Source organism: Pseudomonas sp. DW-iso17, from assembly GCF_058725345.1.
Window position 1 is genome coordinate 506555 of the sequence record NZ_JBZXEA010000021.1, and the last position, 12699, is coordinate 519253.

Annotated in this window: 13 protein-coding genes; 8 read left to right on the top strand and 5 right to left on the bottom strand. The window is 53.4% G+C overall.

What is annotated here, in order from left to right:
- Positions 1-15: 15 nt before the first annotated feature.
- Both AC4PS6_RS16700 and AC4PS6_RS16705 read right to left on the bottom strand, forming a co-directional pair.
- Entirely contained in the window at positions 16-2463 is a 2448-nt protein-coding gene (locus AC4PS6_RS16700) for a hypothetical protein (protein ID WP_223656453.1), read from the bottom strand.
- Positions 2460-2927, bottom strand: a complete 468-nt coding sequence (locus AC4PS6_RS16705) for a hypothetical protein (RefSeq protein WP_054881698.1) — start codon at positions 2925-2927, stop codon at positions 2460-2462. The genes AC4PS6_RS16700 and AC4PS6_RS16705 overlap by 4 nt, the downstream gene beginning before the upstream one ends.
- 404 nt (positions 2928-3331) lie before the next feature.
- Between AC4PS6_RS16705 and AC4PS6_RS16710 the strand changes: the two genes are divergently transcribed.
- On the top strand, positions 3332-3880 hold the full coding sequence (locus AC4PS6_RS16710; protein ID WP_054881699.1) for a MerR family transcriptional regulator: 549 nt from the start codon (positions 3332-3334) through the stop codon (positions 3878-3880).
- 121 nt (positions 3881-4001) lie between these two features.
- Here AC4PS6_RS16710 and AC4PS6_RS16715 read toward each other — a convergent pair whose 3' ends face one another.
- The 3 genes from AC4PS6_RS16715 to AC4PS6_RS16725 form a co-directional block, all read right to left on the bottom strand.
- On the bottom strand, positions 4002-4604 hold the full coding sequence (locus AC4PS6_RS16715) for a DUF6088 family protein (RefSeq protein ID WP_054881700.1): 603 nt from the start codon (positions 4602-4604) through the stop codon (positions 4002-4004).
- A gap of 2 nt (positions 4605-4606) precedes the next feature.
- The gene (locus AC4PS6_RS16720) at positions 4607-4870 is read right to left on the bottom strand and encodes a BPSL0761 family protein (protein ID WP_021702831.1); all 264 of its coding nucleotides are present in this window, start codon (positions 4868-4870) and stop codon (positions 4607-4609) included.
- Positions 4871-5028: 158 nt separating this feature from the next.
- Entirely contained in the window at positions 5029-5211 is a 183-nt protein-coding gene (locus tag AC4PS6_RS16725) for a hypothetical protein (protein ID WP_043217148.1), read from the bottom strand.
- A 417-nt stretch (positions 5212-5628) separates the two neighbouring features.
- On the opposite strand from AC4PS6_RS16725, the gene AC4PS6_RS16730 reads away from it, so the two are divergent.
- The 7 genes from AC4PS6_RS16730 to AC4PS6_RS16760 are packed head-to-tail and all read left to right on the top strand — an operon-like array spanning position 5629 to position 12659.
- Positions 5629-5910: a hypothetical protein gene (locus tag AC4PS6_RS16730; protein WP_033991388.1), complete on the top strand. Its 282-nt coding sequence runs from the start codon at positions 5629-5631 to the stop codon at positions 5908-5910.
- Positions 5849-6526, top strand: coding sequence for a restriction endonuclease subunit S (locus tag AC4PS6_RS16735; RefSeq protein WP_223656452.1), 678 nt, complete (start codon positions 5849-5851; stop codon positions 6524-6526). The genes AC4PS6_RS16730 and AC4PS6_RS16735 overlap by 62 nt, the downstream gene beginning before the upstream one ends.
- Before the next feature lie 3 nt (positions 6527-6529).
- Positions 6530-8053 (top strand): type I restriction-modification system subunit M, encoded by a 1524-nt coding sequence (locus tag AC4PS6_RS16740; RefSeq protein WP_033991389.1) that lies wholly within the window; start codon positions 6530-6532, stop codon positions 8051-8053.
- Positions 8043-9284 (top strand): restriction endonuclease subunit S, encoded by a 1242-nt coding sequence (locus tag AC4PS6_RS16745; RefSeq protein WP_071534856.1) that lies wholly within the window; start codon positions 8043-8045, stop codon positions 9282-9284. Before AC4PS6_RS16740 ends, AC4PS6_RS16745 begins: the two co-directional genes overlap by 11 nt.
- Positions 9281-10513 carry a DUF6161 domain-containing protein gene (locus AC4PS6_RS16750; RefSeq protein WP_054881248.1) on the top strand — a complete coding sequence of 411 codons (1233 nt, stop codon included), beginning with the start codon at positions 9281-9283 and terminating at the stop codon, positions 10511-10513. The genes AC4PS6_RS16745 and AC4PS6_RS16750 overlap by 4 nt, the downstream gene beginning before the upstream one ends.
- 1 nt (position 10514) lies before the next feature.
- The gene (locus tag AC4PS6_RS16755; protein ID WP_003291346.1) at positions 10515-11528 is read left to right on the top strand and encodes a virulence RhuM family protein; all 1014 of its coding nucleotides are present in this window, start codon (positions 10515-10517) and stop codon (positions 11526-11528) included.
- Between the two features lie 36 nt (positions 11529-11564).
- Positions 11565-12659 carry a PD-(D/E)XK nuclease family protein gene (locus AC4PS6_RS16760; protein ID WP_054881249.1) on the top strand — a complete coding sequence of 365 codons (1095 nt, stop codon included), beginning with the start codon at positions 11565-11567 and terminating at the stop codon, positions 12657-12659.
- The last annotated feature ends 40 nt before the right edge of the window (positions 12660-12699 follow it).

Here is a 12699-nt window from a genome sequence, read left to right on the forward strand (position 1 = left end):
TTAGACGGGGCAGGTTCATTCTGTCACCCACTGGCTGCTCAGAGCCGACCAGCCAAGCTCCCTGAGTAGTGGGGTAATCCACTCATCTAGAACCTTGGCGTATACCGCAGGGCAGAACGTCGAATAGGCGTCCTGAGGCTCCTCACCCCTGAGCCAGTGCCCCATGAACGCAGCCAGCGCTTCTGAAGGACAGCCCCGCTCCGTGAGTTCCGTGCGGGTGAATTTCCGGTGGGCATTGACTCGATGCGTGGTGTAACCAGAGACCAGCTCCATCTGGTCGTAGATATTGCTCGGGGCAATCTCAACGCGGCGTATTCCAGCCTGGTTAATCTGTAGGAAAAACCCTCGCGACCACTGATGATCCTCCTCATCCTGTGGCAGATAACCAATCAATTGTCGGCTGATAGACGCGCAATGCGCGAAGTAGCTTGTTATTTGCCGCCTCAACATCGGCGGCATGCAAATCAGCCGACTCATATGACGATCGTCAGAATCCTTGTCTGACAGCGCGCCCATGCCCAACACAGAATCAAATTCGTCGATGAGCATCAGAGGGTTGCGGACCGCCCTACAGGACGTGACCAACATAAACATCTGCACTGTCCAGAGGGTGAAACAGTTGTGCCAAGCGACCATCTCGCTGAGACGCCCGTTCGCTTTCCTCCTCAAGACCCTGGCCATTGCACTGATATTGCTCGCAATGGTTGCAGGCAGCAGGCAATGAGTTGCACCCACCCCACCCTGTTGGTCCGGATTTAGGTCGACATATTCATATGCGAGACCAGCACAGGCATAAACCTGCGTCAGCACTCTCACCAGTGAGGTGGTGTAAATTTTGCGAAGGTGACAGGCATCGAGCTGCAAGTAGTAGCGCGGGGTTTGCGCCGAGGGGATTTCAACGCCAGACAGCATGGATGCTGCTGCTACATCCTGAGTATCAGCGACTATCTGGTGGAACAAATAACTGCGCAATTTGGTTCGCGTATAGCGGCGATCCCCCCCACCCAATTCCAGCAGCAGTGCCCTGATCTCGGCGTCCAGCTGCTCAGTTTGATAAGTGAACACCTGGTTGGCTGAGTGAGGAAATGTCCTGATCAGTTGCTTTACCAACTGGGCACTACCGGCTAGATCGGGCAATAGAATTCGCAGCAACGATAGTCGGACACCAGAAGAGGCCTGCCAACGATCGTCGCCAGCCAAATCTGGGCGCTTAACTACCATACTGAACTGCGCCGAATCCCCTAGGATCAATGCCAGACCATCGGCGTCATCTGTCTCGTCATCAACGATGGATAACTGGATAATCTGCGTCGTCGACTGCCCCAACCACAGACTGATATGCAGAGCAACAATCGCCTCCATTCGGAGCTGGATCGGAGTTGGGTCTTTTGTGTAGGAAAGCTCTTGCAGATACGAGTGGAATAGGTCGCTGGCACCAAACAATAAATTCCGCAACTCCATTAGCGTGAGCTGGTTATATGAAAATGGCAGGAACTGTCGGCTACGGACAATATGCGCCTCGACATTTTGTTGGCCTAGCAGATCAGCAACATATGGCCGCTCACAGCCCTCATCGTCCAGTACCCAAATTTCGGTTGCTGGACTCATTTCTCCGGGGGCCAGATCACCCCCAGCAGTATCGGTATGTCCAACGATGACGTCGTAATGACCTGGCAGCTGATCAGGATCATCGGGATCCCCCAGCACAAACCCTCGAACATCCTCACTGATATAGTGGTTCAGCTCAGGCAAACTCTGCCTTTTACGCTTACCTCTATGACCGCCTCCGCCGCCACCCACGCGTGGCAACTCGCCGTTGCAGTAACGAACAAATCTGGCGATAGCAGCAAAACTATCGGCATTCTCTGATCTTGACTTACTATGTAAAAAACCTCTGCAACTCGCCACGAACTCCTCAGTACTCCCCCAAATATTTAGTTCGGAAGCGATTGAGACGGTTTGCAGCTTGCATAGATGGCCGATGGCCTTGTAAACATCATAACGCTGGTCTAGCAAGCGATTAGTAGCGGTTTTCTGAGATGCAACAAGCAACTGTGCGAGCAGTCGCTCATAGTTCTGTTTATTTCCGTGGTCTCTGAATATGTGCAGGAACGTGGCGTATGGAAATCCGAATATTTTTACGCCTTTATGTAAAACAGGATTGTTCGCCGACCCTTTATCTCCTAGCCAAAATTGCTCACCTAGACGCTCTCGGATATTTGGTTGACGGGCCAGGGAAACGATCCATCCGCACGCCTCACGCCACACGACCACATCAGAATTCTCGAAACCAATCGGCATGCCAACATTGCATGCGCGGAGCACTCGTAGAAGCTGATCAATGGCGCGTGGCAGGTCAATGAGCCCAGGATGAGCGCCTAGCAGATTGAGGATTTCGCCAATAATTCGTGGTGACTGCCTCTGCTCCGAGGCGAGGAGCAACAGAGCCGAGTGCTTACTCATTTTTCGCCCTCCCGCCCCTTGAGCGTTTTTACCCCAACCAGCCGAGATAGGTGGGCGTGACTGCGATACTCGTGAGGCCACTGCTCTGCGGCATATCCTATATGCGTAAATAAATCACGTACCTGTTGTGGCGTAATTTGAGCTAGGGCAGGCGCAACTAGGCGCTCAATCAGAACAAGCTGGTAGGCACAATCCTTGATTCGCCCCCCCGTCCATTCAATGCACAGCACCGGCGTTTCTGGATCCATATATGTTTTTAGCCATCGATACAGCGTCGTTTGGCCGATACAGAGCGCATCCGGCCTACTGATGACCAACGGGTAGAGCATATTGATGCGCAAGGCCATAGCCCTGGGGATCAGAGCCTGATCTGGAACCCCTACAGGAGCTAGATCCAGATCTCGCTCAATACGAGAAAATTCGGGATGCACTCCTTGGATGTCGCGTAATTTGATCGTCAACATGACGCCTCTCTCTAGTGATATGACTACTAGACAATGCGAGGCGCGAGCCCCCGATTAAGGGGAGTGAATTGGACTGTGACGAAATTTTTTGTTCGCTAATTGACGTGGTGACTGACCTCTTTGCCAACGGCCGCTTTTGCTAATTCCGCGCATGCGCGGAAAATCGCCGAACACACTGCAACGATGCCATCAAAGAAAGCACTGAAATTTCCGCGCATGCGCGGGTTTAACTAGCAAATGGGCTTCGCTGAGCCCGTAATCAGAAGGGCGCCGTACACGCCGAAGAAATGGAGCGATATCAAATCCCGACTGCATCAACCTGAAAATCAGGGGTAGCCCGACCGCACTCTGAATACGAGGTCAGGCAAAACTGTCTGGCTACATCTCGTTTTAGGAGCACGCATATGGGTGATTGGAAGGCATGCATCGGAAAGATGAGCGACCGCGAAGTAGCGCGGCGCTTTGGCCTTGGAGCGAGCACTGTCCGGCGTTACCGCCACTCAATTGGCATTCCTGAGTTTCACCCAGAAGACATTGAGCTGCCGACTGAGCTGATTGAGCAACTCGCTACAAGAACGAACTATCAACTGGCACAAGAATTCGGAGTTTCCATCAAGCGCATCAAGCGAAAGCGAGGTGAGCTGAGAATCCAGGAGCCCAAGACTGCCCGCGAACGCTTCAAACCCCTTGAGGACATCTGGACCAATGAAGCCATTGCCATGCTCGGGAAGATGCCGGATACCGAGGTCGCTGATCGTCTGGATATCAGCAACTTTCCAGTCAAAAAGAAACGTCACGAGCTTGGAATACAGGCATACAAACGTCCGTTACCAAAAATAACACCTGAAATTGCATCTGCGTTTGGTGTCGTTTCCGACGCCGAGCTTGCACGCCAGCTGGGTGTATCAGTGAATTACATCCGCAAAGCGCGGATCAAGGCGAGCCAGCAATAAAACGCAGACTCGCTTCAAAGCAGATAACACGGGCAGTCAGATCAGATGGCTGACTGCCAACTAACCACGAAGTTAGACTTTAAACCGAGTACGGACGGCCTCACCACCTGATGCGCAGGGCTCATTCAGCTAGCGCCACGCGCATCCATTTGGGCATATTGCAGTACAACAAGGTGGCCAGCTCTCCGGGGTGGAGTGCTGCTTTAATCGCATCGATGCACTCCTGAGTAGCGCCATCTTTTCCGAGATAATAAAGAGCACTGATAGCCATCCCGACCCTTGTTCCGGAGCACTGCATAACCATCGGAGCAGCATGCACGAGCCTGATCTCGGCCTTCTCTATAAACAGAGATCGACTGGGGCCGCTGGTGTAATAGATAGGTATGACGGGCACCTGTGTGCTCAGCCCGAATTGCCTCACTGCATCAGCACCGTGAATCTGCAGCTTCCAGCGACTCTGCCTGGCAATCAGACTCAGCAAGTCCCAAGGCCCAGGACGACGAACCCGGCCGGTGTATTGGCTGGTTTTCGGCCGCATGTAGATGCCACGGTACACACGCACAAGCTCACCGCCACGAACTAGCTGGGCGACTGCCTTGGAGATGGCCGAGCTCGAACCAAGCTCAGCAAGACACCTGATGCTGAAAGGCCTCCCCCTGCGCAGACGCTTAACACGCTGCGTGACGAGGTGAGATACCGACTGTTCAGAATGGGAGCGGGGCATCGCTATTGTGTCGAATCCAGCGAAGAGCAGAGCAATGGCTGGTGGAAGGCGATCACTCGTTGTCGGTATTCGACTTCAAGCGCTTCATTCACCAGGCATTCCTCAAGGCGTCCCAGCGAGAAAACCTGGGCCGCAGAGGGATAGTGCCTGAGCAGGCTTTTCGCATAGCTGCGGATATCCTGCGGTAATCCCGTATGACGGGATAGCTCACGCAGGAATTCCTCGGTTTTGACAATGGCGCGGGTTCTTTCATAAGGAAGGGTCAATCTCGCTATCTCCTGGCCATAAACGTAAAGTCCCGGGCCGCTGGCTCGCCAGCGCCCGCCACCTAGCGCGCAGTTAGGGTGCAATGCCAACCAGTGTTTGCCGAGCAGGAAGCTGCAAAGCCTGCAGTCTTGGGAGATCCCATGCAGACCAATCCGGGTCAGTGTGCACGATCATGGCTGCGCTCCGTCTTGGCCTCCTGCCGTTCCATCCACTTGGCCAGGCCCCATATCGTGGTTCCCAGCGCCAGCAGCAGCCAAAGCAACCATTGCGGTACTTGATATTGGGCGCTTAGCAAGAGACCTGCACCACCGCAAAGCATCACCACGAAAAACCATCTCATCAGCGTGCGCTCCCAATTACTTACGAGGCACACGTTAACTCGATGTTTCGCTGCGCTAACGCAGATGCTGCAAATTTCGTCAGATCCCAGACTGGGAAATGAGGACGGCACGCTTGCGAGTATGGCGCTGCTTTGCGTGCCCCGAGTCAGCTCGCTGTGGGTGAGGGGGATCGGGCCGCACGCTAACGGCTAGGTCAGACGAGGCGACGGCAAAAGCGGAAAGAAGAGGACGCACCGCTGACCCCAAGCAAGAACTCCATAGAGATCCTACTGCATAAAAATATTGACGGCAGCAGCAAGCTAGGCGATATTGATCTCGCCTCACCTCAGTACGAGCTGTACGGAGATAAAAATGAGGTGCGGCAGGTGGCAGCCTGCCGCGATTGCAATAACTGACCCGTTAGGAGAGCTAAAGCTATGAAACTGTACCAAATCGCCTATGACCTGCGTAAGCAGCGTAACTACCAAGCCCTGTATGACCGCATCAAAGCCTATGGCACCTGGTGTCGGCCGCTGGAGTCCACTTGGATTGTTGCCACGAGCCAGAGCGCCACTCAGGTAAGGGATAACCTCAAAGCAGCAATGGATGCTGATGACGGCTTACTGGTAACCCGGCTGCAGGGAGACGCCGCCTGGTTTGGGCTGGACGCCGAAAAAACTCAGTGGTTACAAAATCAGTATCAGCGTTGCGAAGCCTGATGAACGCCTGCGCCAAGGATGGCGCTTCTACCCAGAGTTACTTATGCCAAACCCGTCATTCAAATTGAGCGATGTGGCCGATGTCCGTTCTGGATACACCTTCCGCGGCGCGTTGGAGCATGACCCTGCTGGTGATATCCGTGTTCTACAGATCAAGGATCTGCGTCAAAGCTCGGCCATTGAGCCGGACACGCTAACGGCCATCAGCTGGGATGCGCGCACCTCACCGCCGCTGCTCCAATCAGGCGACATCGCGGTGATCGCCCGTGGCGACAACAACAAGGCTGCTCTCTTCACGGGGCAGCAACCGGTTGTTGCCACCAGCCAGTTCTTTATTGTCAGCACAAAAAAACAGGATGTCTTACCCGAATACCTGTGCTGGCTCATCAATCTGCCTCAAAGCCAGCGAAGCCTTGAGCGCAGCGGCAGTGCGATTCAGGCCATCAGCAAAGCGTCCTTGCTGGATATGAGGATTCCCCTTCCGCCACTCGCCACTCAGCAGAAGCTGATTGCTCTGCAAGCGCTATGGGACGAAGAGGATGAGCTGATCGCACGCCTGCAAACCAACAGAGAGCAAATGCTGCAAGGCATTTACCAGCACCTTATTAAGGATTGAACCATGAGCGACAAAGTAAACCAGGACGACATCAACAAGGCGCTGTGGGCTGCCTGCGATACCTTCCGCGGCACCATCAGTGCGGACACCTATAAAGATTTCATCCTCACCATGCTGTTCCTCAAGTACATCAGCGATGTCTGGCAGGACCACTACGACAGCTACAGGATGGAATACGGCGATGAGCCGGAACTGATCGAGGAGATGCTCAAGAACGAGCGTTTCGTGTTACCGCGCAATGCCAACTTCTATGCCCTTTACGATCGACGTTATGAGCCGGGCAATGGCGAGCGCATCGATCAGGCACTGCATGCCATCGAGGAAGCTAATGGCACCAAGCTCAAGGATGCCGGCAAGAGCGTGTTCCAGGACATCTCCTTCAACACCGACAAGCTGGGCGAGGAGAAGCAGAAGAACACCATCCTGCGCCACCTGCTCGAAGACTTCGCCCGTGAAGAGCTCGACCTCAAACCATCCCGCGTCGGCAGCCTGGACGTGATTGGCAACGCCTACGAGTACCTGATCAAAAACTTCGCCGCCAGCGGCGGGCAGAAAGCTGGTGAGTTCTACACCCCACCGGAAGTTTCCGAGCTGATCGCCGAACTGCTCGACCCGCAACCGGGCGACAGCATCTGCGACCCGGCCTGCGGCTCGGCCTCGCTGCTGATGAAGTGCGGGCGCAAGGTGCGCGAGCACCACAACAGCAAGCAATACGCCCTCTATGGCCAGGAAGCGATCGGCTCCACCTGGTCGCTGGCCAAGATGAACATGTTTCTCCATGGCGAGGACAACCACAAGATTGAGTGGGGCGACACCCTGCGCAACCCCAAGCTGCTCGATACCAATGGGCAATTGCTGAAGTTCGATATCGTCACCGCTAACCCGCCGTTCTCGCTGGACAAGTGGGGCCATGACGAAGCCGAGCACGATCAGTTTGGGCGCTTCAAACGCGGTATTCCGCCGAAAACCAAAGGTGACTTCGCCTTTATCCTGCACATGGTCGAAACCCTGAAAGCCAAGACCGGGCGCATGGCGGTGATCGTGCCTCACGGTGTGCTGTTCCGCGGCTCCAGCGAAGGCAAGATTCGCCAGCAGTTGATCGAGGAAAACCTTCTGGATGCCGTGATCGGCCTACCGGAGAAGCTTTTCTACGGCACCGGCATCCCCGCTGCAATCTTGGTCTTCAGCAAAGCCAAGACCGATGAAACCGTACTGTTTATCGACGCGAGCCGAGACTTCAAGTCAGGTAAAAACCAGAACGTGCTGGGGGATGAGCAGATCAAAAACATCCTAGTAACTTATCGCCACCGCATTAACTCGGATAAGTACAGCCACCGTGCCAGCCTGCAGGAAATTCGCGACAACGATTACAATCTAAATATCCCTCGCTATGTGGATACCTTTGAAGAAGAGGAAACAGTCGACTTGCTGCTTGTGCGCAAAGAGCGGGAGAAGCTGAAGGCGAAGCTGGCTGAGCTGGAAGTGCAGATGGATGTGTACTTAAAGGAGCTAGGCTATGGTGCGTAGCGCTCAAGAAAGCAACATACCTACTGACTGGAAGTATGACCTCCTCGATAATTTTACTGTTCGCGGCAGTGGCCATACGCCTAACAAAGAGAAATCCAATTATTGGAACGGGGGCATAAAATGGGTTTCGCTTGCCGACTCTTTTAATTTAGACAAAGGACTCATTTTTAATACTGATAAGGAGATCTCAGAAGAAGGCATCCAGAACTCATCTGCTGTTCTGCACCCAGCAGGAACCGTAATTTTGTCCCGTGATGCGGGTGTTGGAAAAAGTGCCATTCTGGCTAGCCCTATGGCAGTCAGCCAGCATTTTATCGCATGGCGCTGTGACAATAGCCAAAAAATGAATAGCTGGTTTCTATATAACTGGCTACAAATGATGAAACCAGAGTTTGAGCGTCAGGCGGTGGGCTCAACCATAAAAACCATTGGCCTGCCATATTTCAAAAAACTAAAAATTGCCGTACCACCCCATCACGAGCAAGAAAAAATCGCCAAGATTCTCTCCACTTGGGATCAGGCCATCGCTACTGCCGAGCAACTTCTGGAAAACAGCCTGCAGCAGAAAAAGGCTTTGATGCAGCAGCTGCTTGGCAGTCATGAAAGCGCTGAGGAAGATGGGGAGCAGGACTTCAAGCGTATATCCGAAATTGCAGAGCGCATTCAAAGAAAGTCTGATGGCGGCGATCACCCAGTGCTTACCATATCATCCCTCAGCGGATTTGTTCGGCAGGATGAAAAATATAATCGCTTTATGGCTGGCAAGAGCGTCGAGAGCTATATCCTGCTCAAGCGTGGCGAGTTTGCTTACAACAAAGGAAACTCCAAGACCTATGAATTTGGCTGCATATTTGATCTAGATTCTTTTGACGCCGGCCTAGTGCCTCATGTTTATGTCTGCTTTAAGCTAAAGCCGGGTCTTAGTCACCGCTATTTCAAGTATCTATTTGAGGCTGACTACCTGAAGCCTCAGCTTGGCCAGCTGGTCAATACTGGTGTTCGCAACAATGGCCTGCTCAACATCAAGCCTAGTGAGTTCATGAACACTAAGGTTCCGGTGCCTTCTCTGGAGGAACAAGAGCGGATTGCAGATATCCTGCATGTCGCCAGCAAGCAGGTTATTGCGCTAGAGCAGAAGCTCGCTTGCCTAAAGCAGGAGAAAAAAGCCCTGATGCAGCAGCTACTTACCGGCAAGCGTAGAGTCACTGTTGATGCCAAGGGGGCTATGTGAAGGATCGCACTATTAATTTTCGGCTGACCGATTGCGCTGGGCATGTAACGAATTTTCTAAGCTTGCGTTCCTTTCTGACGTTCTGTGAGGCAGAAGCAAGCTTTTGGAAGGAGCGTAAACAGATAGTCCAGACCGATAGAAATAGCGCTAACCATACACATCTGAATGCAGGCGATGTATTCACCCGAGCGGCAGATACGATTCAGGGTTGGAAGGACAACATAGAGGTCTGGAGCGACGATGATCTAAGCCGTCAGCTACAGCAGCTTCAGCAAAGCTATTTTCAGCGATTACAGCGAGACTGGCTTTGGCGTGGTCATCCTTTTGTTGAACCATTCGTCCAGTGCCTCAAAGAACATGGCGATAATACAGCTAATGCATTCTTGGACTTTTCGATTCGAAAATCCGTACAGAATATTAGCAATATCGAGCATTTCAAAGGCTACATGTATGCTTATGAATTTGCCAATCAGGACTCTCAAATAGTAAAGCGCCGCCATGGTGAGAAATTGTCTCTTGGGCATCTGCGCACGCAGTTCGCCGACGCCCAAGACAAACTATTCACTGAGTTTGGCGAGCTGAAATCTGAAATTACAGATTGGGATACACAGAATAGGGCTTCTAGCAGCAAACTTGCTAAAGTACAAAAAGCATTAGGCCGCCGAAAGATAAAGTCGCAATCCAATGCATTTGAACGACAATTAGCCGAATGGACTGAGAAAGTCACGACCCTTGAAAGCACTTATGAAGAAAAGCTGAAACTGAAAAAACCTGCCGAATATTGGGCAAAATCGGCGCGTAAGTATGGAATACAAGGCGGGCTTTGGACGCTAGCTATTGTTGCTTTGGTTATCGTCGCAGCGATAAATTTTCAAGAAATCTTTGTCACGTGGCTGCAAGGCCGCGAGACTCCCGTTCAGCTCAACACGATACAAGGGGTTATCCTTTTCGGTTCCCTTGCGGGTGTGTATGCGTTCTTGCTGAGGGTATTGTCGAGGCTGGCGTTTAGTTCGTTCCACCTTATGCGCGATGCCGAAGAGCGTGAGCAGCTAACCTACCTATATTTGTCACTCACTAACGAAGCAGAGATCGACAAGGAATCGAGAGATATTGTCTTGCAGGCCCTATTCAGCCGCAGCGAAACCGGCTTACTGGCGCAGGAGCATGGACCGACCATGCCCGGAGCATCAGAGATGCTGCGCTCAACGCTAAGAGGTAGAGGCCAATAACATGGATGCTAATGACCTGATCCTTTACACCAGTGACGACGGCGAAGCTCAACTAGTGCTCCGCGTACTGGATGGCCAAGTATGGCTGACGCAACTAGAAATGGCCGAGCTGTACCAAACCAGCAAACAGAACATCAGCTTGCATGTGCAGAACGTCCTCGCTGAGGGCGAGTTGACAGAGGAGGCAACCGTCAAGGAAAACTTGACAGTTCAAGCCGAGGGCTCGCGCCAAGTCAGGCGCAACCTAGCGTACTACGCTCTGCCGATGATCATCGCCGTGGGCTACCGGGTGCGCTCAACTCGTGGCACCCAGTTTCGTCAGTGGGCCACCCGCACCTTGGGTGAGTACCTGCAGAAGGGCTTCGTGATGGACGACGCCCGCTTGAAGGAGCCCCGCTGGGACTACTTCGATGAGCTGCTCAAGCGCATCCGTGACATACGGGCCTCGGAGAAGCGCTTCTACCAAAAGGTACGTGATCTCTTCACTCTGGCCGAGGATTACCGCGCCAATGAGCAGGACACCGCCCGCTTGTTTGCCGAAGTGCAGAACAAGCTGTTCTTCGCCGTTACCGGCCACACCGCCGCCGAGCTGATAGTGCAGCGCGCCGATGCCAGCGCACCCAATATGAACCTGCTTAGTTTCAAGGGCGACCGGGTGCGCAAAGCCGATGTTGTGGTGGCCAAGAACTACCTGAATGCCGAGGAACTAGACCAGCTCAATCGCCTGGTCGGCATGTTCCTCGACTTCGCTGAGCTACGCGCCGAGCAGCGTAAGCACTTGATGCTCGCCGATTGGCGGCAATACATCGACAGCTTTATGGCCTTCAACGAGCAACCGCTGCTACGCACTGCCGGCAGCATCAGCCACGAGCAGATGAAGCAGGTGGCACATGAGCGTTATGAGACGTTTGACCAACACCGCCGCAGCGCCGAGGCTTTGGCCGCCGATGCTCAAGAGCTGGCAGAGCTTGAACGTCTGGAAAAGCGCCTGAGTGCAAAGAAGAAATCCAAGTGACCGAATTGCCCGCTCACTCGATCAGGGAGTTACACCATGGATTTGGAACAACTGCGCGCACTGCTGGCGAAGGCCGAGCGCTTTTATCAGCCTGAGCGAGAGCCGAGCATTTTTGCCTTGGGTGGGCGCGGCTATTACGAAAACCCCACCACGGATTTGCTGGCGTTCTTCCTCAACCCAGCGCAGGTGCATGGATTGGAGGAGTGCTTCCTCACTGCGCTGCTGAATTGCCTGCCCAATACCTCAACGCTGACGCCTAGTTTGCGAGCGGCACCCCAGCGCGAGGTGGTCACCCACAACAGCAACCGAATCGACCTAGTGCTCCCCGGTGATGGATGGGATCTGCTCTTGGAAAACAAGATTTTCCACGGACAAGTGAACCCCTTTGCCGACTATGAAGCCTTCGCTCAGCGCAAACTCAACGATGGTGAGCGCCCGCTGTTTTATGCCGTGCTCTCACCATCAGGCAAAAGCGTGCGGGCCGCATGGCATGGCCTGAGTTATGCGAAATTTATTGACGCTGCACGTCAGCAACTGGCTCAGCGCATGCTGACTCATCCTGTAGATAAGTGGCAGGTGTTTGCCCGCGACTTCCTGCTGCATCTGGAAAACATCACTGTGGAGAAGGCCATGGACGCCAAAGCCGTCAACTTTGTTATCGAGCACCTGCATCAAATCAACAAGCTGACGCGCCTCAAGGACCAGGTCATTGATGCCCTCGACGCTAAGGTGCTCGACAAGCTCGATGCCGAGGTGCCCGGCTATGCGCGTTATACCCGGCGGCACAATTGGAAGAATGGCCCCGCACTGCGTTATGCCTCCGACAACTGGAAAACGTGGTCTGACGTTGTGCTCTACCTGAGCGGTGCCAACAGCACGATGAAGCCATCGGTACGGGTATACCTGTGTGATGTTGATGAGACGCTGCAAGAGCAGGGCCGAAAGCTCTTCACGGGAAACGAAACCAAGGTATGGAGTGAGGGGAAGAACAACAGCATCCTGGGTTTTAGCTGGGTGCTGGATCACTTTGATGAAGAGGAAGTGCTTGGCCTGATCGTTGAGAAAATGAAGCTGCTGATGACTTTCGAAAACGGAATACGTGCGCAAGTCGGTCAGCACACTGAGGCTTAGTTACATTGTCTGTCAGATTACCTGGCGGCTTTTGACCATG